This window comes from Psychromonas sp. SP041, from assembly GCF_000470315.2.
GTDB lineage: Bacteria > Pseudomonadota > Gammaproteobacteria > Enterobacterales > Psychromonadaceae > Psychromonas.
In genome coordinates this window covers 94,040-119,172 of sequence record NZ_CBRF02000012.1, presented here as the reverse complement: position 1 = coordinate 119,172, position 25,133 = coordinate 94,040, and the positions used below count along the sequence as shown (strand labels likewise).

Annotated in this window: 22 protein-coding genes and 2 tRNA genes; 2 read left to right on the top strand and 22 right to left on the bottom strand. The window is 37.8% G+C overall.

The genetic code is table 11. The features are described from left to right. Positions 1–358: 358 nt before the first annotated feature. On the top strand, positions 359–718 hold the full coding sequence (locus tag SP041_RS08845; protein WP_025564786.1) for an Imm51 family immunity protein: 360 nt from the start codon (positions 359–361) through the stop codon (positions 716–718). A 433-nt stretch (positions 719–1,151) separates the two neighbouring features. Here the strand turns inward: SP041_RS08845 and gnd are convergent, their stop codons facing one another. The 21 genes from gnd to rlmE all read right to left on the bottom strand — a co-directional run bounded on the left by gnd (position 1,152) and on the right by rlmE (position 24,100). Next, positions 1,152–2,600 (bottom strand): decarboxylating NADP(+)-dependent phosphogluconate dehydrogenase, encoded by a 1,449-nt coding sequence (gene gnd, locus SP041_RS08840; protein ID WP_025564740.1) that lies wholly within the window; start codon positions 2,598–2,600, stop codon positions 1,152–1,154. Beyond that, positions 2,600–3,325, bottom strand: coding sequence for a 6-phosphogluconolactonase (gene pgl / locus SP041_RS08835; protein WP_025564739.1), 726 nt, complete (start codon positions 3,323–3,325; stop codon positions 2,600–2,602). Before pgl ends, gnd begins: the two co-directional genes overlap by 1 nt. Position 3,326: 1 nt before the next feature. Next, positions 3,327–4,823 carry a glucose-6-phosphate dehydrogenase gene (gene zwf, locus SP041_RS08830; protein ID WP_025564738.1) on the bottom strand — a complete coding sequence of 499 codons (1,497 nt, stop codon included), beginning with the start codon at positions 4,821–4,823 and terminating at the stop codon, positions 3,327–3,329. Positions 4,824–5,146: 323 nt separating this feature from the next. Next, positions 5,147–5,461 (bottom strand): hypothetical protein, encoded by a 315-nt coding sequence (locus SP041_RS08825; RefSeq protein WP_025564737.1) that lies wholly within the window; start codon positions 5,459–5,461, stop codon positions 5,147–5,149. Between the two features lie 120 nt (positions 5,462–5,581). Next, a complete protein-coding gene (locus tag SP041_RS08820) occupies positions 5,582–6,034 on the bottom strand; it encodes a DUF1499 domain-containing protein (RefSeq protein WP_025564736.1) in 453 nt (150 codons plus the stop codon). Positions 6,035–6,310: 276 nt separating this feature from the next. Next, a complete protein-coding gene (locus SP041_RS08815; protein ID WP_025564735.1) occupies positions 6,311–8,116 on the bottom strand; it encodes a DEAD/DEAH box helicase in 1,806 nt (601 codons plus the stop codon). Positions 8,117–8,473: 357 nt separating this feature from the next. After that, positions 8,474–10,333, bottom strand: a complete 1,860-nt coding sequence (locus tag SP041_RS08810) for a TIGR00341 family protein (RefSeq protein ID WP_137297583.1) — start codon at positions 10,331–10,333, stop codon at positions 8,474–8,476. A 196-nt stretch (positions 10,334–10,529) separates the two neighbouring features. Beyond that, positions 10,530–11,132 carry a protein-disulfide isomerase gene (locus SP041_RS08805; protein WP_137297582.1) on the bottom strand — a complete coding sequence of 201 codons (603 nt, stop codon included), beginning with the start codon at positions 11,130–11,132 and terminating at the stop codon, positions 10,530–10,532. Between the two features lie 21 nt (positions 11,133–11,153). Further along, positions 11,154–11,363, bottom strand: coding sequence for a hypothetical protein (locus SP041_RS08800; RefSeq protein ID WP_137297581.1), 210 nt, complete (start codon positions 11,361–11,363; stop codon positions 11,154–11,156). A 124-nt stretch (positions 11,364–11,487) separates the two neighbouring features. Then, positions 11,488–12,426, bottom strand: a complete 939-nt coding sequence (gene truB, locus SP041_RS08795; RefSeq protein ID WP_137297580.1) for a tRNA pseudouridine(55) synthase TruB — start codon at positions 12,424–12,426, stop codon at positions 11,488–11,490. Continuing rightward, a complete protein-coding gene (gene rbfA / locus SP041_RS08790; protein ID WP_137297579.1) occupies positions 12,426–12,851 on the bottom strand; it encodes a 30S ribosome-binding factor RbfA in 426 nt (141 codons plus the stop codon). The genes truB and rbfA overlap by 1 nt, the downstream gene beginning before the upstream one ends. A gap of 90 nt (positions 12,852–12,941) precedes the next feature. Beyond that, complete coding sequence (infB, locus tag SP041_RS08785; protein ID WP_137297578.1) at positions 12,942–15,587, bottom strand: translation initiation factor IF-2; 2,646 nt, start codon at positions 15,585–15,587, stop codon at positions 12,942–12,944. A 25-nt stretch (positions 15,588–15,612) separates the two neighbouring features. Beyond that, complete coding sequence (nusA, locus tag SP041_RS08780; RefSeq protein WP_137297577.1) at positions 15,613–17,115, bottom strand: transcription termination factor NusA; 1,503 nt, start codon at positions 17,113–17,115, stop codon at positions 15,613–15,615. A 14-nt stretch (positions 17,116–17,129) separates the two neighbouring features. Further along, positions 17,130–17,588: a ribosome maturation factor RimP gene (rimP, locus tag SP041_RS08775; protein WP_137297576.1), complete on the bottom strand. Its 459-nt coding sequence runs from the start codon at positions 17,586–17,588 to the stop codon at positions 17,130–17,132. A 372-nt stretch (positions 17,589–17,960) separates the two neighbouring features. Further along, a tRNA-Met gene (locus SP041_RS08770) sits at positions 17,961–18,037 on the bottom strand. Positions 18,038–18,407: 370 nt separating this feature from the next. After that, a tRNA-Leu gene (locus SP041_RS08765) sits at positions 18,408–18,492 on the bottom strand. A 12-nt stretch (positions 18,493–18,504) separates the two neighbouring features. Next, positions 18,505–18,828: a preprotein translocase subunit SecG gene (gene secG, locus SP041_RS08760; RefSeq protein WP_137297575.1), complete on the bottom strand. Its 324-nt coding sequence runs from the start codon at positions 18,826–18,828 to the stop codon at positions 18,505–18,507. Positions 18,829–19,058: 230 nt separating this feature from the next. Then, a complete protein-coding gene (glmM, locus tag SP041_RS08755) occupies positions 19,059–20,390 on the bottom strand; it encodes a phosphoglucosamine mutase (RefSeq protein ID WP_025562777.1) in 1,332 nt (443 codons plus the stop codon). Positions 20,391–20,422: 32 nt separating this feature from the next. Further along, the gene (gene folP, locus SP041_RS08750; RefSeq protein WP_025562776.1) at positions 20,423–21,256 is read right to left on the bottom strand and encodes a dihydropteroate synthase; all 834 of its coding nucleotides are present in this window, start codon (positions 21,254–21,256) and stop codon (positions 20,423–20,425) included. A gap of 93 nt (positions 21,257–21,349) precedes the next feature. After that, on the bottom strand, positions 21,350–23,395 hold the full coding sequence (gene ftsH / locus SP041_RS08745; protein ID WP_025562775.1) for an ATP-dependent zinc metalloprotease FtsH: 2,046 nt from the start codon (positions 23,393–23,395) through the stop codon (positions 21,350–21,352). A gap of 51 nt (positions 23,396–23,446) precedes the next feature. Further along, positions 23,447–24,100 (bottom strand): 23S rRNA (uridine(2552)-2'-O)-methyltransferase RlmE, encoded by a 654-nt coding sequence (rlmE, locus tag SP041_RS08740; protein ID WP_025562774.1) that lies wholly within the window; start codon positions 24,098–24,100, stop codon positions 23,447–23,449. A 109-nt stretch (positions 24,101–24,209) separates the two neighbouring features. Here rlmE and yhbY point away from each other — a divergent pair, with 109 nt between their 5' ends. Further along, positions 24,210–24,506, top strand: coding sequence for a ribosome assembly RNA-binding protein YhbY (yhbY, locus tag SP041_RS08735; protein WP_025562773.1), 297 nt, complete (start codon positions 24,210–24,212; stop codon positions 24,504–24,506). 116 nt (positions 24,507–24,622) lie between these two features. Here yhbY and greA read toward each other — a convergent pair whose 3' ends face one another. Further along, a complete protein-coding gene (gene greA, locus SP041_RS08730; RefSeq protein ID WP_025562772.1) occupies positions 24,623–25,102 on the bottom strand; it encodes a transcription elongation factor GreA in 480 nt (159 codons plus the stop codon). Positions 25,103–25,133: the final 31 nt, after the last annotated feature.

The window sequence follows — 25,133 nt, the reverse complement described above, 5'->3', positions numbered from 1 at the left end:
GATATTAGCCTACACGTTGGTAATGGTGTAGGGGAGTCCAATTATCTATTTAGCTCAATTTACGCCTTAAACTAAGTCATTTTTCCTGCACAAAATTTAGATCACTTATTTAATGTAATCGGTATTATTATCAAAAAGCATATTATACCTTTCATCATGATCGCCTGATATCGATTAACTCTTTCTTGGCTATTATTGTTATGCCTCCCTGCTCACAAATAAATAAAACACAATCTCTATTTAGATTTTTAAACATTATTAAATTCAAAAGCATGATGCATAGCATTATTCATAATTTTAATAGGGATAGGATAGGTTATAACTTAGTTCCTCCATCCACTCATTAAAGAGATCTTTTATGAAACAACCCAATGCTTTTCAGCCGTTTTTGTTTTCAAGTTTTCAAAAGAAACATAGTCTTACATTAGGTGATTTAAAATGGAAAGCATTTGAAGTTCATGACTTTCTAGGTGATGCTGAAGATTGGGGGATGGTTATTGAAAATATGCTAGCCGAGAAAAACCCAGCGCTTCTGACTAAACTATCTCTAGGCACTGACCATGACATGTTTTGTATTAGTAGTGATGATAGGGATGCTTTACACGAAATTGCAGAAATAGTGTTTGAATTTTACGATAATGAGGCACTGCTAGATGCTTGCATTGAACGCTACGCACAATATGATTTTGTGCCGAATCAGCCGATTCCTTGTCAATAATGTTTCCACTCAATTTTTTCTCCTTATACCAATGGAATTAAATAAGTGTTCAGGGATTGCGCAGGAAAAATTAACACTAATAAGGCGTGAGTTGTAGGAGATAGTTGTTCTCACTTCAAAACTCACAACGCAGTTAGAGGTAATTTTAACCAGCAAGAATGATCACCTTATTAATTCTTTTGGTATTAGTAATATATTAGCAAGTTGATCAAAGCCTACACACATTTATCCTATTTGGTGCTGTCGCCTGTTTTGTCACTCGTCTTTTAGACCAAGTTAATTCCGCGTAAAAACTTACCGCTGATTTAAATGATGAGACTAAGAGGTTAAATCTGAAAAGGCTAAAAGATGAAAATTATACCGTTACTGTTTCAGCAAAAAGCTTAACAGCAACGGTATGAATAATACGTTTTAACTACACCTCTTTATCTAATCAAGCATCATAGGTGGTAGATGACACATTACCGCCATGACCAGTCCAATCATTATGGAAAAACTCTCCCTCTGGCGTATCGATTCGTTCAAAAGTATGCGCGCCGAAATAATCACGTTGTGCTTGAATCATATTGGCAGGTAAACGAGCAGTGGTATAACCATCGAGGAACGTTAATGATGACGTCATACAAGGCATTGGTAGACCTATTTGTAACGACTTCGAAGTAACGTCTCTCCACGCTGGTGAACAACGCTGTAAGATCGTTTTAAAGTAAGAATCTAATCCTAAAAAGGTTAACTCTGGCTCTGCGACGAAAGCATCACGAATATTGCCTAAAAATGCACTGCGTATAATACAACCACCACGCCACATTAAAGCAACATTACCGTAATTGAGCTCCCAGTTGTTATCTTCTGATGCTTGTTTCATTAACATAAACCCTTGTGCATAAGAGATTATTTTACTGGCTAATAGTGCATCACGTAATGCCTCTATCCATTGTTCTTTGTTCTCTGTTATAGGTGTAATTGATTTATTAAATAAATTGCTCGCATCCACTCGTTGTTGTTTAAGAGAAGAAAGGTAACGTGCAAATACAGACTCTGTAATTAAGGTCAGTGGAATACCAAGATCCAATGCATTAATCCCTGTCCATTTACCGGTTCCTTTTTGGCCTGCGGTATCCATTATTTTTTCAACAAGTGGTTGGCCATCAGTATCTTTGAAGGCAAGTATATCGATAGTAATTTCTACTAAATAACTATTGAGTTCCGTTTCATTCCATTTTTTAAAAGTCGCTTCCATCTCTTCATGAGACATTAATAACGCTTCTTTCATAAAGTGATAAGCTTCGCTGATAAGCTGCATATCACCATATTCAATACCGTTGTGGATCATTTTGACAAAATGCCCCGATCCTGCATTACCGACCCAATCACAACAAGGATCACCTTGATCTGTTTTTGCAGAAATGCCTTGAAAAATAGGTTTGATATGTGGCCATGCTTTTACATCTCCACCAGGCATAATAGACGGCCCAAAACGAGCACCCTCCTCGCCACCTGAGACACCAGCCCCCACAAAATGAAGGCCTAATTGACTCAACTTTTCAACGCGACGGTTACTATCAACATAATTAGAGTTACCTCCATCAATGATGATATCGCCTTTATCGAGTAAAGGAATGAGCGCATCAATAAAGTGATCAACGACCTCCCCGGCACGCACCATCAACATAATTTTTCGAGGGGCTGCGAGTAAACTCACCATCTCTTCAAGAGAATGGGCACCAACAATATCAGTGTCTTTAGCAGTCGTTTCTAAAAATTGATCAACTTTAGAGACGGTACGATTATAAGCAACGACTTTAAAGCCATGATCATTCATATTTAAAATCAGGTTTTGTCCCATCACGGCTAGGCCTATGACTGCGATATCAGCATTCATTATTTCTTTCCTTTTGGTAATCGTGTTGAAGATTCTGGATCTAAATAAAATTGAGTTATCCCTGTTTTAGCTGAAATATGGGCGGCAGGATAAAGATCACGACTGTTATTCTGAGTATTTATTTTATAAATAATATCCGCTTTACTTGCTCCCATGACTAAATAGGTAATGCGTTTACTGTGCTCAATTAAATGCGCTGTTTTTGAAATACGTAACTGTCCACTTTGCGGCTGTGTTGCAAGAAAGGTTAAGTTAGTCTCTTCATAATTAGTTTGCTCAGGGAAAATAGACGCGGTATGACCGTCTCCTCCCATGCCCAATATAACCCAGTCAAATTGTGGAAGCCCATCGTAAACAGGCACACTTAATTGAATTTCCTGCGCATAACGAATGGCTTCTTGCTCTGGTGGGGTTTCACCACGAATACGATGAATATTATCAGCAGGAATAGTAATATGATCGAATAAACGTTGTTTACATTGTCCATAGTTACTTTCTGGATCTTCTGCCGCTACACAACGTTCGTCTCCCCACCAAAAGTGTAACTGTTGCCAATTTATGGTGGTGGAAAAGTGAGAGTTCGCTAAATAATCAAACAAAAGATTAGGCGTTGAACCACCCGATAAAGAGATATGAATAGGCTGTTCGCTTTCACTTAATCGCAGTAATTCATTAGCAAGTTGTTCAAGTAAAGATTGAGTTGAATCGAAAATAATATTATTCATGTTATAGCTCGCAGTAATCAGTGTCGGTTAAATTCTTACAAGGAGAACGCCAAGTTTGCCCATTTTTAAATAAGGCCTCTGCTTCAATCGGTCCCCATGTTCCCGCTGCATAGCCATAAAGATCAAACTTATTTTTTTTATAATCAAGGATCGGTTGTACAAACTCCCAACAAGCACGAACAGCATCACTTCTAGAAAAGAGTGTCGCATCGCCCTTTAATACATCTAATAATAAACGTTCATAGGCAGATAATAATTCAGAGTTTTTTAAGTTGCTGTAATGAAAGTCCATTGCCACCGGTTCTGTTTCAAAACCTGCTCCAGGTTTCTTTAAACCAAAACTTAATAATGTACCTTCATCAGGTTGAATACGCATAATCAGTTTATTATCAGGTGGGTTAGCAGAAAAAACAGGGTGAGGTGTTTTCTTAAAATTGATCACAACTTCAGTCACGCGTGTTGGCATACGCTTGGCGGTACGTAAATAAAACGGTACCCCGTCCCAGCGCCAATTTTTGATGAACATTTTAAGTGCAATATAGGTTTCTGTACGAGAATCCTCAGGTACCCCGTTTTCTTCACGATAACTTAATAAACATTCATCACCTACATGGGATTTTGTATATTGTCCTAATACTAAGTTATGTTTTAGATCATCCTCGTTTAATGGTTTTAGGCATTGCAACACTTTAACCACTTCATCACGCATTGAGTCGGCATTGATGACGGCAGGCGGTTCCATGGCGACCATCGCAATCACTTGCAATAAATGATTTTGTATCATATCGCGCATCGCGCCGGCATTATCATAATAACCACCGCGAGAACCGATGCCTAAGTCTTCAGCGCCTGTCACTTCAATATAATCAATGTATTTTGAATTCCACAGCGGTTCAAAAATACTATTAGCGAAGCGCAGCACTAACATATTTTGCACCGTTTCTTTACCGAGGTAATGGTCAATTCGATAAATTTGATCCTCTGTAAAGTCCTGATACAAGATTTTATCAAGCGCAATAGCCGACTCAAGGTCATAACCAAAAGGTTTTTCAATAACCAATCGCTTCCAGCCATCATCTTCAACATTCAACCCTTGAGCAGCAAGATTTTGAGGAATAACAGAATATAAGCTAGGTGGAGTCGCAAGATAAAATAGCGTATTACTGTCTATTTTCAATTCTGTTTCGATGGACTGAATTCGCTGCTTAAGTGCCGTATATTCATCTTTATTTTCGGGATCCATGACTTGATAAAATAAATGCTCACAAAACTTATCTAATGACTCAAGATCTACATTATCGTCTGAAGCGAGATCTTTTATTAATTTATCACGGAAACTTTGGTCATCATAAGTACTGCGACTAACACCTAAAATAGCAAATGAAGAAGATAATTTTTGATGTGAATATAATTTATAAAGCGCGGGAATTAGCATGCGTTGTGTGAGATCACCAGAGGCGCCAAAAATCACAATGCAGTTATTTTCAAGAGTTAACATTAATCTATCCTTCAATGAGAGAGGCGAAAAAGATTAAAAAGTGACTTAGATTGAGGGAAAAACACTCATAACCATAGACCACAGTAATTTACATTTACTACGGATTCAATAGATTATTTGTATTTCAAAAACTGATTTATTAAATTCAGTGATGTATTAATTTTAAAGTTAATCGATGTATGTTTATTTGCCTAGATAATTGGTGGGTGCTGTTACTATTGCTAATGGTAGTCAGAGTTAACTTAGTTTGATAATTTAATTAAATAGATTTTTAATTTCGAAGAAACCATTAGTTAAAAGTAAAAATTAATTAAAAATAAAAATTAGCTTAGGAGATGTTGTTCCATTAACTCAATCACCAGTTGAGCAGACAACTCTCCGAGTTTATATTGATCAATAAATACAAAATCTTCCGTCCCTGCTTTCCCCGTTCCGACTCCTACAATCTCAGGATTAGCATCCAAGATAATAAACATTAACCTTTGTTTAAGTTTAATATTCTCGACAGTGACTGCATTCGACGCTTGTAAGCTTTGCTCTAACAACCCGACCGTAGTAGAGAGTTGCTGATGCTTTTCTATTAATTGGTCATTTACACTCGCCACTAACGTTAAAAGCCGTTCGATATTTTTATTCATTCATTATTCCTGACGTGAAAATGGTAATGTTGATCAACCAATTTTTATAATCCTATGCGAACAACAGAAAGTTTTTTTTCAAAAAAATCAGTTATCAACAATAGGAATAAAAAAAGCAATTTATTTAATCAGTAAAGCTTTCAATGTATCAACACGCTTTTTATTTGCACCTAAGTCGCTGCGGCCAACTCGTGAAGCAGAGCGAAAATGCAATAAGTTATCATCACTCACTCTTAACTCTAAGTCATCAACAAAACCAAAAATGCCAGACGTAAAAGTAGCTGCAATATAATCTGTTTCAATACGTACTATTTCGCCACCCAGAGATTCTACAGCTGCTTTGGCTTTACCTAAAAATTCATTTTTATCACCACTAAAAGCCAACGGTTCAATAGTACTTTTATCCCCCTCAATACTTTCACTGATCACACAGTTTTCTGCGCTGACACAAGGTTGTAAATGTCCTGCTTGTATTCCTGGTGCTTGGCCTTTTTTAGAGACTAACCCTAATACAAAAAAAGCGATGACGATTAAAATAATAATTGCGGCTAAGATATAAAAGAATTTTTGCATTTTTTAGTCCCGTTAATTTAGTCTAGTTAATAAAGTGTTGAAAAATTCTAGCATGACAAAGTGAGCTGAGTGCCAGTACTTTTCGGTTAACATCTTGTTGATTAAAGTTTTGATGATAACTTGTAATTACAATTTTTAATTACAAAAACAATGCTTTTCATATAATCAGTAATATGCCATTGGCTTATAAAAAGATCATAATATGATGCTTCTCATTTAGCCATTCATTGTTTTAAGTTACTTATTCAATAAATGATTGACGGTTAAGCTCTTCACTTATGCTTCTATCTCCGACGACTCCATCTGTTGTAACACTTCGAGCGCTTTTGGGAATTGTTGAATATTAAATAATTTATCCCTTATCTGCCAAAACCGCCCCACTTTGTTAGCGATCACTATTTCTGGAGGCTGCAAACGATGTTCATTATTAATTACCTTGGTTACTGAACTGTCAGTGAAAGGTCTAAAGCGATCAATTAAATGTGGTTGAATAAAACGTTGTAGAAATTGTGCTTTTTGCTTGGCGGTGGTCAATTGCCAAAATTCACTAATTTGTCCTTGGCCACCACTATAAGTTACCTTTAATTGATTCTTACCGTGTTTATTTTTAGTCGCCTCAAGTTGCATATCATCACAACGAATAATCATTGCATCTTTTAACTTTAATGCTTCACGCAGTTTTTTATCTGGGTCTACTAATACGGCTTCACAATGACCACAAACACGCGCTGCAATATCATTATCCATTCCACACTGGTCGCAAAATTTAGCCCGAAAACGATAGTTACAATGCACGCGTTCTTCAAATTTATTACCGTCATCATCTTCGGTGATTTTTAATGAGTACCCTTGGCATTTACGACCATAATGTTCAATCACAAAACCAGCAGGATCTAATTTCCCCCAAAAGTTATTATTAAACTGACAAGCCGGACAAGGGATAGTCACTATTTCACTGCCACTTTCAGGCTTTTCCTGACCAACTTCAGGCTCGTATAAATCGTAGCAGTTCCCTGCAAACTCCATGACTAAACAATCTTTTTTGCCTTCAGCCAAGCGCAACCCTCGCCCTACTATTTGTTGATATAAGCTGATAGATTCAGTTGGACGTAAAATAGCAATTAAATCAACATGTGGCGCATCAAACCCTGTAGTTAATACGGAAACATTGACGAGATACTTTATTTTTTTATTTTTAAAATCTTGGATAATTTGATCACGATCTTTACCTGCCGTATCGCCAATAATTAATGCAGCACTTTCATCTTGCAGATAACCTAATATTTCTTGAGCATGTTTTACCGTAGAAGCGAAGATCATCACCCCTTGTCTTTTTTCTGCGTGATGAATAACCGACTTAATAATTTCAGGTGTCGCACGACCAGACTTCTCAATCACTTTATTTAAATCAGCCTCTCGATAACTCCCCGTATTAGCTGGACTTATTTGAGAAAAATCATAACTTAAAACCGCCATATCCATGACTTTAGGCTCAGTTAAAAAGTGCTCATCTAACAAAAATCGAATCGGTAAATCAAAAATACAATCTCGGAAAAAACGTGGTTCTTCACTGCGAACTTGTCCACGGGTGTGATATTGATATATCCACCCTAAGCCCAGACGATAAGGGGTTGCAGTTAACCCTAAAACTTTTAAATTTGGATTGATAGACTGTAAGTGTTTAATCACTTTTTGATAACTTGAGTCACCTTGCATCGGGACACGGTGACATTCATCTATCACCAGTAAGGAAAAAGCATCATCAAAAAGCTCAAGGTTATTTACAATGGATTGTACTGAAGCAAATACAACTTGTTCAGACGTTTCTTTACGCCCTAACCCTGCGGAAAATATAGACGCTTCAACGCCATAGCTTTCATATTTAGCGTGGTTTTGTTCCACTAGTTCTTTAACGTGAGCAAGTACTAACACACGTCCTTTCGCTATCCTAGCAAGCTCTGCAATAATCAAACTCTTGCCTGCACCTGTTGATAAAGCTAATACGGCAGGTGTACTAAATCGACGGAAATAATGCAGAGTCGCATTAACGGCATCTTGTTGATAGGGACGAAGTGTAAACATAAAGAAGTACGCTTTTGATTGCTGATAACTGATTGTTGATAGCTAACGATTGATTATACCAAAAGAATTAATAAGGTGATCATTCTTGCTGGTTAAAATCACCCCTAACTGCGTTGTGAGTTTTGAAGTGAGAACAACTATCTCCTACAACTCACGCCTTATTAGTGTTAATTTTTCCTGCGCAATCTCTGATCACTTATTTAATTCCATTGGTATTATTAACGATTAGCTATCTAATAAGAAGAAAGTAGCTTAACATTTTTTAGATAAGTTTTAACCGCCCTTTATTTATACTCAAAGTATAAAAAAGGGCGGCGAAAACTCAACTAAAAAGCGAATTAAAACCCAATAAAACCATTATTCCCGACGAATAATGACTTGTGCTTCCATAATGACATCTTGTTGTAACTCCGATTCAATACTGTCTTTGATCGCATCAAGTTTTTCACTGGTTAAGGTTTCAGGCGTCACTAATTTGACAGAGATTTCAACTGGCTCTAATGCTCTTGCGTACACTTCTCTGATCACGACCTCCCCTATTCTTTTACCTTCAAGCTGTTGCATTATTTTCGCTTCTTCAGATAAACGTAAAAAACTAAACACCAACGGGATAGAAACAAGTGTCACACCAATAAAAGCAATCATCAGGCCTTTTTTAGCGCGAGTGAAAGGAGCAAATCCTAAAGCAAGAAAGGTCAATGCTGCAGCAAAGACAATACCTGCCAAGTTAGTTAGGAATAATAATAAAGCGCCCCAAGCGACGTGCGAATCTAACCAGCCAATACCAATACCTGTTACTGCTAATGGTGGCACAAGCGCTACGGCGATCGCAACACCCGCTAAGCTTTTAGCTGCATCAACACGCGCGTGCGCATAAGCACCAGCAATACCAGAAATAACCGCAACCCCTAAGTCTAATAAACTTGGACTTAACCGAGCCGCAATTTCAGGGGTGACAATTTCCATCGGGATAATAAAACTCGCAACAGATGAAAAACCTAAAGAGACTAATATTCCTATGCCTAAGGTTGTTGCACTCGCAGTAAGCAATGAAGGGTCTTGTCGTGCGAGTGCCATCGAAAGTGAAATAATAGGCCCCATTAGAGGCGCTAAGATCATCGCACCGATAATCACAGGGGCAGAGCTTGCAAAGAGCCCTACGCTTGCGAGCAAGGTCGATAGTGCCATTAAAGTAAGAAATGCAGAAGAGGTTGTCGCATTGTCTCTGAGTAATTGATATAGGTCTTTAAATTCGTCTGTTGCAGCATGCGCAATAAAAGCTAACGGTTTAGTGGCTAATTCATTCACCGCTTCACCAGATGGTAGACCTTTAATTTTGAGTTGTTCTTTTTGTGCACTAGAAGTATCTATGATCGGTAAAGATTCACCCACTAATAAGGTTAATACATGACTTTCTGTTTGGATAGATAAGGTCTCAGCTTGCTCTTCTTGTCCATCCACTTGGTAATGCAAAATATCGCCATTAGTAATCTCTAAGCTTTTAGTTTTCACCAACCCTAGAAAGCTAGGTAATGAATAATATCGACCCAATGTGGAGATAGTAATAAATCGCAGTAATTCCATAATGCTACGTGGTGCAATAAGCATTGCGTGGCACATACCATCGTTGATATGGCTATTGGGTAATATATGTTTAGATAGCCAAGAGTCATGGACATGTGCCGCAATAACAACGCCTAATGCAGCAGTCGTAAAGCCACTTTCATTCTCGGTATTGAACGTGACTTGTTTGGGACAAGCATGACGAATTTTACCGAGGTTTTTCCAACCTAGTTTAAGCCTTTCAATAAAACCTAGGCTTTTAGCACTGGGTAATAAGTTAAAGCTTTCTCCAAAGACAAGCTCACACAATAAAATTTTGCCATTACAACGTACTATATCAACTTGTTCTGGTTGGCTTTTCTCTGCTTCTTGAATCGCTTTTTTTAAGTTACTTTGAGCACAAAATCCACGCTTGACATAGAGCGCATCTGGGTGAGGTAAAATCGCAAGTTGCCAGCCACCATCAATCGCTGCTTGGATAACCGCGGGTGCTTGTTGATCATTAACATAAGCATAAACACGGCTGTCTTTATTAAACTGGACAGGTTGATCTTCCCAAGCTCTTGGTAAAATAGTTTCTTCAAAAAACGGTAAAACGTTATCTGTTAATTGATCTTTTTGTGCAATATCAAAAAGTAGAAAACTATCGGCCATAATCCATTCTCACTGAGGACATTTATAAAAATACAGTATGCGTATAGGTGAGAAGGAGTGCAATAAGTAACTGTTAGTAATGAAGAGTAATGAAGGGTTATAGAAAAATTTTGTATTTAAAATGAAATGACCGGTTTGATCATTTCATTTTATTAATATTACTAGCTACCAATATAATGTCATTGAGTCAGCAATATTAATCTTGTAGCTGCTTTTCAACATCTGCAACAATACTCTCGGGATCACCGATATATTGAGCATGATTTAACAGGACAGCATTATCATTATGTACTAACAATAAAGCAGGGAAAGAAACCGTTCCCATGAACTCTTGTAAATCATTAATATCAGATAAAACATACAAAGCATCTTTGCTTAGTTCTTCTTTAAATACTTTATTTGGTATTGATAACTTTAGATCTTCAGCAAGTTCTGTAAAGTCTATTTTTTTACCTAAAGAATTACCTTCTACAAAATGAGCATGTTGCAAAGCTTGTAATACTGTTAATAATTTATCTGACTGCTTAGTTGAGATCCAAGCTAACAAGTTTGCACTGATAATACTGTTTTTAGGGCTGTCTGCGAAACGTATATACTCTTGTGAAAAAGGTACATCACTTTCTTTTTCAACAGATTTAATCGCGTTAAAACCAACACTACTACCACCATCATAGTTAGCGCAATGCCAAGCATGCACTTCCATTTCAGGAAAAGCGTCATCTAAAGCAACCACTAATGGTGTTGCAGCATAACTCCATGGGCAATGAGAGTCGTAAATAAAATATAATTCTGAGCTCATAAAACCTACCTTGTCGACGCTTTAAACGTCGAGTTCTAAATTAATTTGGGTACAACCTTTGGTACATTGCACGCCACTTTCGCCTTCACTTAATACCGTTAACGTTAACGCTTGTTGGCATTGATCACAAAGCACTTTTTGGCCCTTTGCAAGGCGTTTAATAACATTACGCTGTTGATTAAAAGAGTCAGCAGCGGTTTTATTTATTTGAGAAAAATCTATTTTAGTCATCTTAGCTATGCCAATCTGTTTTAGTTTCAATTTAACTTAACGTTCATTTAATGAATACGTTCACTTATAAAGTAGAGCCTTATAGATCCGTTCTTTATAGGCCTATTCTTTATAAATTTGTTCTTTAAAGATCTAAGTTAGCTAAACGTTTTGGTGCAACCAGACCATCATCATTCATTTGTCCAACGCCGATAAACGTTCGTTGTTCGCCAACAGTAATTCTAACAATGGTATTGTCTGGTGCGCCGAAGACTTGTACCGGTTGACCGTGCAATACGTAAGCACCCATTTCATCAGAAATGTTTACTTCAGGATAGTTTTTAACCGCTGTATCCATCTCTAGTAACAATGGATCTAATAAATCATAAGGGCTGACGTCTTCTTCTTTCGCTTTTTCTATTAATGCTTCTAGCTCATCGATAGTGATCATACGTTCGTAAGGGTAATCAGCAACCTGTGTACGGCGTAACATCGAGACATGTGCACCACAACCTAATAATTCGCCCAAATCATCAACAATAGTACGAATATAAGTCCCTTTACTCACATGGATATCTAAATCAATTTCATTGTCTTCAAAACGTAATTGGTTGATTTCATAAACTGTAATAGGACGCGCTGGACGATCAATTGTAATCCCTTCACGTGCATATTTATAAAGTGGCTTACCTTCAAATTTTAAGGCTGAATACATAGAGGGAACTTGTTCGATTTCACCACGAAAAGTATCAAGGGCAATATCAAGCTGTTCTTGAGTCACTGAAACAGGTTTCTCGCAAACCACATCACCTTGAGAATCACTGGTATCAGTTCTAACACCTAAAGTAGCGGTTACGGTATAACGCTTATCTGAGTCTAATAGAAATTGAGAGAACTTAGTCGCTTCACCTAAACAAACAGGTAACATACCAGTGGCTAATGGATCTAAAGCGCCGGTATGCCCTGCTTTTTGAGCAAAGAAAATTCGTTTTACACGTTGTAAGGCATGATTGGAACTGATGTCCGTAGGTTTATCTAATAGTACGATGCCATTAATCGGGCGACCCTTTCCACGTTTTGCCATTACTTCGCTTCCTCTTCTTCTGTTGCTTCTAGCGCTTCTTCTTCACGGCCAGCTTCTTTTAATTTAACTTTGTCATTTTTTACTGCGCCACTTACTAACTCTGAAATACGTAAACCTTCAGTCAGTGTTTCGTCAAAGCAAAAACGTACTTCAGGAACGATACGTAATTTCATTGCTTTACCCAGTAAACGACGGACGTAACCAGCAGCAGCATTTAAGCCTTTTAATGATTCATCATTTGTCTGTTCACCAACAGTAAAAAAGGTCACATATACCGTTGCATAAGCAAGGTCACGTGTAATATCAACGCCAGAAATGGTTACCATTCCAATACGTGGGTCTTTAACTTCTTGTTGTAAGATTCGAGCAAGTTCTTTTTGTACTTGCTGAGAAACTCGAGAAGCACGGCTATATTCTTTTGCCATTTGTAACTCCTAATCAGCGCAGGTTAAGCGCTGTTTTAAATGAGAATGGAGGCATAAGCCCCCATTCTTAATAGTTATTAAGATTTAAAATTAAAGAGTACGTTTTACTTCAATAATTTCAAATACTTCTATTTGGTCACCTACGCGTACGTCGTTGTAGTTCTTAACGCCGATACCACACTCAACACCGTTACGAACTTCAGTTGCGTCATCTTTAAAGCGACGTAGAGACTCAAGCACACCTTCGTAAATAACCACGTTTTCACGTAGAACACGAATTGGGTTGTTACGTTTGATAGTACCTTCAGTCACCATACAACCAGCGATTGCGCCGATCTTAGGAGATTTAAATACTTCACGTACGTCAGCAATACCTGTAATTTCTTGTTTGAATTCAGGTGCTAATAAACCACTCATTGCAGCACGAACTTCATCGATTAGATCGTAGATGATGCTGTAGTAACGTAATTCAACTGCTTCGTTATCAATTAATTTACGTGCACTTGCGTCAGCACGAACATTAAAGCCGATAACCAATGCGCCAGAAGCAGAAGCTAATGATGCGTCAGTCTCAGTAATACCACCAACACCACGACCGATGATGTTAACTTTAACTTCATCTGTAGATAGTTTGTTTAGTGAATCACAAATCGCTTCAAGTGAACCTTGTACATCAGACTTAAGTACAACATTAAGTTCAGATACTTCGCCTGCTTCCATGTTAGAGAACATGTTTTCAAGTTTAGCTTTCTGTTGACGAGCTAGTTTAATATCGCGGAATTTACCTTGACGGTATAATGCAACTTCACGTGCTTTCTTCTCATCTTTAACAACAGTCGCTTCATCACCGGCTTGTGGTACACCAGATAAACCCAATACTTCAACAGGGATAGAAGGACCAGCAGATTCAATTGGCTTACCGTTTTCGTCACGCATTGCACGAACACGTCCGTACTCAAGACCACAAAGTACGATGTCACCTTGTTTCAATTCACCTTGCTGTACTAGGATAGAAGCAACTGGACCACGACCTTTATCAAGACGAGATTCAATAACAACACCTGATGCAGGACCTGTTGAAACAGCTTCTAAATCTAACATTTCAGCTTGTAGTAAGATGCTATCTAATAATGCATCAACACCAGTACCTACTTTTGCAGATACGAATGAGAAGATGTTTTCACCACCCCATTCTTCTGAAATAACATCGTGTTGTGAAAGTTCAGTTTTAACACGGTCAAAATCTGCACCTTCTTTATCGATTTTATTCACAGCAACCATTAGCGGAACGCCAGCAGCTTTAGCATGTTGAATAGCTTCGATTGTTTGTGGCATAACACCATCATCAGCAGCAACAACTAGTACAACGATATCTGTCGCTTTAGCACCACGAGAACGCATTGACGTAAACGCCGCATGTCCAGGAGTATCTAGGAACGAGATCATACCTTTGTCAGTGTCTACATGGTAAGCACCGATATGTTGAGTAATACCACCGGCTTCACCGTCAGCAACTTTTGCACGACGAATGTAATCTAGTAATGAAGTTTTACCGTGGTCAACGTGACCCATGATAGTAACAACAGGTGCACGAGATGTTTTAGCGCCGCCTTGTTGTGCTTCTGCCATTACAGATTCTTCTAACTCATTTTCTTTCGTTAGAATTACTTTATGGCCCATTTCTTCAGCAACAATAGAGGCTGTTTCTTGGTCGATAACTTGGTTGATAGTTGCCATAGCACCCATCTTCATCATCGCTTTGATTACTTCAGTTGCTTTAACAGCCATTTTGTTAGCTAGTTCTGCTACTGAAATAGTTTCACCAATTTTAACGTCACGCTCAACTTTAGCAGCTGGTTTTTCAAATGCTTGTTGAAGTGCATGAGGCGTTGCTGTTGAACCTTTTTTACCACGACGGTTGTTACCGCGACGGTTATAAACAGTTTCAAGTGGCTTAGCCGCAGGTGCTTTTTTCTTTTTCTTACGGTGTGTTGGACCTTCCGCTTTTGTATCAACAGCATCTTCTGCTGCACGAGCTTCTGTTGATGTAGTTACATGGTAATCTGCACCTTCAGCTGCTTTACGGTCAGCTTCTTCTTTTGCCCAACGAGCTGCATTTTCTTCTGCTAATTTCTTAGCTAGTTCAGCTTGCTCAACAGCATCTTTCTCTGCTTTTGCTAACGCTTCAGTTTCTGCTTTTTTCAACAAATCAGCTTGTTCTTTTTCTAATTGAATTTGTTCATCTGTTTTAACAGATTTAGTCGTCGCTTGTTTTTGCTTATTAGCGGCTGCTGCTAATTTTGCTTTTTCTTCAGCTTCTTTCTTAGCTTCTAATTTTTCAGCTAGTACTTTTTCAGCTTGCGCTTTTTTAGCATCTAATTCAGCTTGAATTTTAGCTTCTTCAGCTTCTTTTACAGCTTGTTCTGCTGCTTTTTCTGCTTGAATCTCTTCATCAGAGCGCTTAACAAAAGTACGTTTTTTACGAACTTCAACATTAACAGCGTTTGATTGGCCTTTAACGTTTAACGTTGTTTTTGTTTTACGTTGTAAAGTCATTTTTTGTTTTTGCTCGCCACCATGTTGCTTTTGCAAATAAGTAGTTAGCTTTTCTTTTTCTTCAACGCTTACTTTGTCGCTAGCTTTTTTAGTAATACCTGCATCAGCAAACTGCTGAACTAACACATCTTCAGATTTGTTTAAGTCTTTAGCGAGGTCTTTTAATAGAATTTCTGACATTATTTATTTCTCCATACTGACGCTATTACGCATCTTCACTAAACCAGCAGATGTTACGAGCAGCCATAATTAATTCCGCTGCTTTTTCTGCATCTAGTTTTTCATCAATCTCTAGTAGATCATCAACAGCTTGTTCTGCTAAGTCTTCTAATGTAATCACACCTTTACTTGCTAATACAAATGCAAGGTGTGCCTCTAAGCCTTCAAGTGCTAATAGATCATCAGCAGGTTTTGCACCTTCAAGACTTTCTTCTTCAGCAAGGGCTTTTGTAGCTAGTACGTCTTTAGCACGAGTACGTAGCTCTTCAACCATATCTTCGTCAAAACCGTCAATCGCTAATAACTCTTCAGCAGGAACGTAAGCAATTTCTTCTAAAGAACTAAAACCTTCTTCCACTAATACACTAGCGAAGTCTTCATCAACTTCTAACGCAGACGTGAATAATGAAACGACACCATCAGCCTCAGCTTGATGCTTAGTTTTTAATTCAGCCACTGTCATTACATTTAATACCCAACCAGTTAGTTGAGATGCTAAACGAATGTTTTGACCGTTACGACCAATTGCTTGTGCTAAGTTTTCATCTTCTACAGCAATATCCATGCTGTGCGAATCTTCATCAACAACAATTGAAGCAACTTCAGCAGGTGCCATTGCATTAATTGCAAATTGCGCTGGATTCTCATCCCAAAGGATAATATCAACACGCTCACCGCCTAGTTCATTTGAAACAGCTTGAACACGAGCACCACGCATACCAACACAAGCACCGATTGGGTCAATACGTTGGTCGTTTGATTTCACCGCGATTTTAGCACGAGAACCTGGGTCACGAGCAGCACCCATTAAGTCAATCATCTCTTCAGCGATTTCAGGCACTTCTAGGCGGAATAACTCAACTAGTACTTCAGGTTGTGTACGCGTCATGAACAATTGTGCGCCACGAGCTTCAGGACGTACAGCAAATAATAAACCACGTAGACGATCGCCTGGACGGAAATTTTCACGAGGTAACATTTCGTCACGGAAAATAACCGCTTCAGCGTTGTTACCTAAGTCTAATAAAATGCTATCACGTGTCATACGTTTAACAACACCAGTGATTAACTCACCTTCTTTTTCTGCATACTGAGCAACAACTTGTGCACGTTCAGCTTCACGTACTTTTTGTACGATAACTTGTTTTGCAGTTTGTGTTGTGATTCGGTCAAATGTAACTGAATCGATTTCGTCTTCAATATATTCGCCAACTTTAATTTCAGGGCTATCGTATTGTGCAGCTTCAAACGTCATTTCTTTTGCAGGGTTTTCCATTTCTGAATCAACTTCTAATACTAACCAACGACGGAAAGTATCAAAGTGGCCCGTTTCACGGTCGATATCAACACGAACTTCAATTTCTAATTCATATTTCTTTTTAGTTGCAATAGACAGTGCACTTTCCAATGCTTCAAAAATTGCTTCTCTTGGTAAGCCTTTTTCATTTGAAACAGCTTCAACAACCAATAAAATTTCTTTATTATTCATTTTTAACGCCTTAATTAATCAAATTTTGGAACTATGTTCGCTTTCTGGATATTACTCAGCGCAAAGCGCTCTTCTTTACCCTCAACAGAAACGGAAATAATCTCACCGTCTACACTACTAATAACACCTTTCCATCTGCGGCGATTTTGAATCGGCATACGCAGTTGTATTTTTACTTCTTCGCCTATAAACGCGGCATATTGTGCTGCGTTAAATAACGGTCTTTCCATACCTGGAGACGATACTTCAAGTGTGTACTCGTTAGTGATTGGATCTTCAACATCCATAATAGCACTGACTTGACGACTCACTGCAGCACAGTCATCAACCAAAATACCTTCTTCTTGGTCAATATAAACACGTAATGTTGAGTGTTTACCTGCACGTACGTATTCAACTCCAACTAATTCATAGCCAAGGTCTTCCACACTTGGCGCTAACATTTCAGTTAGACGCTCTTCTAAACTTGCCAAATCTATCCCCTTTCAGAAACAAAAAAAGGGCATATAGCCCTATTTAAATAACAACTTATGTTTATTTTTGATAAACATAAGTTGTCAGTAAAACGTATTTAAAATCAAAACCAAATACGCAAATAACAAAAAAGCCCCAATAAATTGGAGCTTCATTCGTTTTGTTTGATTAAATCAAACAGATATTGCGATAGGAAACGACAATATCGAATGTGGTAAGGAGATAATGTTTCATCTCTTAAACTTACCTATAAAGTAATCAAAATCACTTTATAAACGGGTTGCGAGAGCAGGATTAAAAAACTTCCTACCTTCGCCTGTTTATTAAGAGCTGAGCCCGACGAGCTAAAAGCTCTATTAACAAACATAATGTGGTTGCGAGAGCAGGATTTGAACCTACGACCTTCGGGTTATGAGCCCGACGAGCTACCAGACTGCTCCATCTCGCGACTGTACTGCTATGTTTAAACATTAAATTCCACTAAAAAAATCAATACTCAAACTAAAATTTTTATCCATAAGTGCTATGCACTTGTTGCGAGAGCAGGATTTGAACCTACGGCCTTCGCCTTTTATCTACAAGAAGGAGCCCGTCGATTTACTTTACTAGACTGGCTCGATCTCGCGTCTGAACTATACGTTTAAATATTTAAATTAAACTTGCAATAAACATCTAAACTAAATCTTATCCAGGTGTAACAAACAATATTGAGGCTATCTATCTATTGTAACATTACACTTAGAGCGACTTTTTAATTGCTCTGATAACTGCAGCATTATAGCTAAAGTGTGATCTGAGCGCAATCAAAAAACCTAAATTGGTGCGGATAGAGAGACTTGAACTCTCACGGCCTAAGCCACAGCCCCCTCAAGGCTGCGTGTCTACCAATTCCACCATATCCGCTTTTTAAAAATATTACTCTGGGATTTGAGTAGAGGTATCAACTTCTACTGGAACTTCAGTAGTTTGTTCAATCGCTAAGTTTGAGAAATCTTCATTTACTGACACTTTATGTGTAGAAAGGTTACCTAGCACTAAACTCAGCACAAAAAATGCTAATGCTAAAATACCAGTAGTACGTGTCATGAAGTTACCAGAACCGCCTGCACCAAATACTGTGTTAGAAGCGCCAGAGCCAAATGATGCACCCATACCTGCTCCTTTACCTTGTTGGATTAAAACAAAACCAACTAAAATAATTGAAACAATTAAATAAACAACTAACAGCATCTCATACATATTTATATACCTAATTTAACTTGTTAAAACTTCATTTGCTCCCACAAAGAAGCGGACGAATACTACCCAATGCCAGTGCGGATCACAAGTTAATATTAAGACAATTTAGCCGCATCGACAGCTTCTTTACAAAACAGTATAAAAAACCATCAACCTACTGCGTTATATCGTCCTAATATTAATTGTTTCACTTTATATCATTGATTTTATAGTTTGCTTTAAGCAAACAATTATACTTTTACTTTACTCGCTAAAGACTTAGCGTAAGCAATTACTTTTTCTTCGCTTTCATCTGCTTCAACCATCACTCGGAAAACCGGCTCTGTCCCTGATTTTCTTAATAACACACGGCCACGGTCACCTAATAATGCTTCAATACGAGCTAATTCTGCCAATACATCTTCATCTTGCAAAGGATCAATTTCATTATTATAACGAATGCTTTCTAATATTTGAGGGTATTTACGCATGCCTTGACGTAAGTCATGTAAATTCATGCGACTCCCCTGCATTGCACTCATCACTTGTAAACCAGAAACAATACCGTCACCCGTTGCTAAATGATCAGCACAAATAACGTGTCCTGAATTTTCAGCACCAATACTCCATCCATTTTTCTTCATTAGTTCCATTACATGACGGTCACCAACATCTGAACGATCAAAAGGAATACCTAATGTTTTCAATGCTTGCTCTAACCCAAGGTTAGACATTTTAGTGCCAACAGCACCACCATTTAATGTGCCTTTACGTAACTTATCACGGGCAATGATATATAAAAGCTCATCACCATCAAGTACATAACCAGTATGGTCGACCATCATTACGCGGTCACCATCACCATCAAAAGCAATACCGAAATCAGCTTTTTCTTCTAAAACGCGAGCGGCAATAGCATCCATACTAGTTGCACCACAGTTTAAGTTGATGTTAATACCATTAGGCTCAACACCCATTGCAATAACTTCAGCACCTAGCTCACTAATAACAGAAGGCGCAATGTGGTAAGTCGCGCCATTAGCACAATCAACCACTATTTTCAGTCCTGTTAAATCATATTGTGATGGAAATGTACTCTTACAAAATTCAATGTAACGACCAGCAGCATCATTAACACGATAAGCTTTCCCCATCTCACTACTATCAACACATTTTAGTTCTTTATCAATTTCAGCTTCGATTTCTAGTTCTACTTTTTCAGACAATTTAATGCCTTCATCTGAGAAAAATTTAATACCGTTATCATAATATGGGTTATGCGATGCACTGATAACAATACCAGCAGTTGCACGGAAGGTATGAGTTAGATATGCAATCGCAGGCGTCGGCATTGGCCCCATTAATACAGGAATAACACCTGCTGAGGTTAACCCAGCTTGAAGAGCAGCTTCAAGCATGTAACCAGAAATACGAGGATCTTTACCGATTAACACTTTTTTATTACCTGACTTTGCTAATACACGACCCGCAGCCCAACCAAGTTTTAATGCAAACTCAGGTGTAATTAAAGACTCACCTACTTTGCCGCGAATACCATCGGTACCAAAATACTTTTTATTCATAATAAAAATCTTACCATCGTCAGAGATACCTTTTATGATTTAAAGGTATTTATTTGCTGTAATACTTTCATGACATCGACGGTTTCAGCGACATCATGAACACGAATTATTTTTGAGCCTTGCTGCATCGCAATCATTGCACCAGCTAGGCTTCCTGCTAAACGGTCATTTATATCACGATTTAGTAATTGACCAAACATTGATTTTCGAGAAACTCCGGTTAACACAGGAAAACCTAGCGATATAAATTGTTGTGTTGCATTCAATAAGTCAAAGTTATGTTGTAATGATTTACCAAACCCAAAACCTAAGTCGATAATAATATTCTCAGCTTTAATACCTGCTTTAATGCATTGCTCGGTACGTTCAATGAGAAAATGCCTTACCTCTGCAACCACATCGTGATAATCAGGCGCTGATTGCATGCTTCTCGGCTGACCTTGCATATGCATCAAACATACTGGCACATTGGCTTCAACAGCTGCATTTAATGCACCTTCTTCACGCAATGCCCTTACGTCATTAATAATATCAGCGCCTGCTTTAACGCCTTCTGTCATTACTATTTCTTTGCTGGTATCAATTGAAATCCAACAATCCAATTCATTTTTAATACGTTCAATAATAGGCACAACTCTATTGAGCTCTTCATTTAATAGAACATCCTCAGCACCGGGCCTTGTAGATTCGCCACCAATATCAATAATAGTGGCACCTTGTTCAACCATTTCTCTCGCATGTTTAAACGCATTATCTATTTGAGCATATTGCCCACCATCAGAAAACGAATCAGGCGTGACATTCAAAATTCCCATTATCTGAGGTTGATTGAGGTTAAGTGTTTTTTTTCCGCTAGTTAAAATCATTAATTTGCACTTTTATTGAATATAAATGTTCAAAATAAAGATTAAAAAAAACCTAAGCAAGCTTAGGTTTTTTTAGAGAACTAAAATAATATTTTATTTATTGTCTTTATCTTCATCAATCGAGGTTTCAGTCGTTTCCGCCACTTCTTTCACTTCAGGCTTTTCTGTCGTTTCAGTCTTTTCAGTCTTTTCAACGTCTACAACTTCTTCTGTTACCACTTTATCCGTGTTCACTTTATTTTTTTCTGGTCGAGCCATATTAATGTTAGATTTTTCTGGCTTAACCATATTGATCGCCGATTTTTTTTCTTTAAGTGACTCCATTTCTTTTTCATCATCCCAATCACTTGGAGGACGAACTGTCACACGCGCCATTAAGTCATCAACTTGATCTGCATCGATAGTTTCATATTTCATTAATGCTTCTTTCATCGCATGTAAAATATCAATATTATCCGTTAATAACTTATACGCACGTTGGTAATTATTATCGATAAAGACTTTTACTTCATCATCAATCACTTTACCGGTTTCATGCGACACAACATTAGAACGTAAACTACCTTGCTCACCAGTTAATAGAATTGGACCTAATTTTTCAGAGAAGCCCCATTCAGTTACCATTGCACGAGCAATTGCAGATGCTTGTTTAATATCCTGTGAAGCACCGGTTGATACTTTTTGAGCGCCATAAATCAGTTCTTCAGCAATACGACCGCCATAAGCAACTGAAATACTACTTTCCAACTCATCTTTGTTTTGTGAGATTTGGTCGCCTTCAGGTAAGAACTGAGTCACCCCTAATGCGCGGCCACGTGGAATAATAGTGACTTTATGAATTGGGTGATGCTGTGGTACTAATTTAGCAACAATTGCATGCCCTGCTTCATGGTAAGCCGTTGACTCTTTATCTTTAACCGTCATCACTAAGCTACGACGTTCTGAGCCCATTAATATTTTATCACGTGCTTGTTCAAAGTCTTCTTTTGATACTGTGCGTTTGTTACCACGAGCAGCAAACAATGCAGCTTCATTCACTAAGTTAGCTAAATCAGCACCTGAGAAGCCAGGTGTACCACGAGCTAATACAGTTGCTTTTACATCGTCTTCCAATGGAATTTTACGCATATGAACTTTTAATATCTGTTCACGGCCACGTACATCCGGCAGACCAACAACAACTTGGCGGTCAAAACGACCAGGACGTAATAATGCAGCATCTAATACATCAGGACGGTTAGTTGCGGCAATAACGATAATACCTTCATTACCTTCAAAACCATCCATTTCAACGAGCATTTGGTTTAACGTTTGTTCACGTTCATCATTACCGCCGCCCATACCTGCACCACGAGCACGACCTACTGCATCGATTTCATCGATAAAAATGATACAAGGCGCTGATTTTTTAGCTTGTTCGAACATATCACGAACACGAGAAGCACCAACACCAACAAACATTTCAACAAAATCAGAACCTGAAATTGAGAAGAATGGGACTTTAGCTTCACCAGCAATAGCTTTCGCTAATAATGTTTTACCGGTACCAGGAGGTCCGACCAACAAGATACCAGTTGGAATTCGACCACCTAACTTTTGGAATTTACTTGAATCTTTTAAGTATTCAACTAATTCAACAACATCCTCTTTTGCTTCGTCACAACCAGCAACATCAGCAAACGTTGTTTTGATTTGATCTTCACTCATTAATTTGGCTTTACTCTTGCCAAATGACATTGCGCCGCCTTTGCCACCGCCTTGCATATTACGCATGAAGAAGATCCAAACACCGATTAATAACAGCATTGGGAACCATGACACAAAAATAGACGCTAAGAAGCTTGTTTCTTCAGGTGGTGTACCTTCTACTTTTACGTCGTTTTTAATAAGGTAATTAACCAAATCTAAATCTGGCGCAGGAATATAAGTAACAAACGGTGTTTGATTACTTTTTAAACCTTTAATTTCTTGGCCATTAATTTGTACTTGTTGAATCAGTCCTTGGCTTACTTCTTTATTAAAACTGGTGTAGTCGATTTGTGATTTATTGGTATCGTCTGATCCAAAGCCTTGGAATAAAGACATTAAGACTACTGCGATGACTAACCACAATATCAGGTTTTTTGCCATATCGTTCAAGATGTAAACCTCATGTTAAAAATTAAAAGAATATAATGATAAAGCAGATTACTACAGTTTAAAACCAGTCGCCACTAAATAAACTTCTCGAGATCTCGCTCTTGAAGAATCTGGTTTTCTAGTTTTAACTGATTTGAATAATTTTCGTACCTCATTGATAAATGACTCATATTCAGCACCCATAAAGACTTTAACAATAAAGCTACCGTCTTTAACAAGCACATCACGACACATATCTAATGCCAACTCAACCAAATACATCGACTTAGGTTGATCAATACCAGTATTTCCGCTCATATTGGGCGCCATATCTGATAAAACAACATCGACTTTATTATCTCCAATACGTTGAAGTAATGCATTGAGGACCACTTCTTCTCGGAAATCACCTTGTAAAAAGTCAACTCCCGCAATGGAATCCATTGGTAAAATATCGCAAGCAATCACTTTGCCTTTCAATCCTACCTTGTCAACAGCCCATTGTGACCAACTCCCAGGTGCAGCGCCTAAATCGACTACCGTCATGCCTGAGCGTATTAGTTTATCTTTACCGTTTATTTCATCTAATTTAAAAACAGCACGAGAGCGTAACCCTTGTTTGTTTGCTTCTTTCACATAGAAATCATTTACATGCTCATGCATCCATCGTTTAGAACTGCCTGATGCACTTTTTTTAAGACGATTTGTACTGTCTGGTTTTGCCACAATGACTTCCTTAGTGAGCGAATATTAGGATAAATAATAATCTAAATAGTAAAGGTTAATATTTAAGGGTAGAATGAACTGTTTTCAACCCTTAATGAAAGATATTTGCATGAAATTATCAAACAAACAGAAACAATTTTTAAAAGGTTTAGCTCATCCCTTAAAACCAGTTGTATTACTGGGACAAAATGGCTTAACCGAAGGCGTATTAGCTGAGATCGAAAATGCTATTAGCTACCATGAATTAATTAAAGTAAAAATTGCGACCGATGATCGTGAAACTAAACAACTTATCATTGATGCAATTGTACGTGAAACTGAAGCGTTAGCGATTGCAAAAATTGGCCATATTGTTGTTCTGTATCGTCCAAGTGAAGCTAAAAAAATAGAATTACCACGTAAGTAACTTTACGTTTTAATCTTGTTTTACTAATAAAAAGCCCAGTTTATCTGGGCTTTTTATTACCTTTATTTTACTTCAACAAATAACAACTATTGAAGTAACGTAAGGATTTAATCAAATTAACAGGTATATTCTACTTTAATGATATCGTAATCAATAACGCCACCTGGTGTTGTAATTGAAATTTCATCATCTAATTTTTTGCCAATTAAGCCACGCGCAATCGGTGAATTAATTGAAATAAGATTCTTTTTAATATCAGATTCATCATCACCTACAATTTGGTAACTCACTTCTTCATCTGTTTCAGCATTAACAATCGTTACCGTTGAACCAAAGATTACTTTACCGTTATTTGCAATTTTGCTGACATCGATAATTTGTGCATTTGATAATTTTGCTTCGATATCTTGAATTCGACCTTCACAAAATCCTTGTTGTTCACGGGCTGCATGGTATTCAGCATTTTCTTTTAAATCACCATGTTCACGAGCTTCTGCAATAGCATGTACAATCTCAGGACGTTTTACTGTTTTTAACTGCTCTAATTCAGCACGTAAAATACCAGCGCCTTTTGCTGTCATTGGATATTGAGTCATTAACCATCACCTTATTCTGGAAACAATGTTT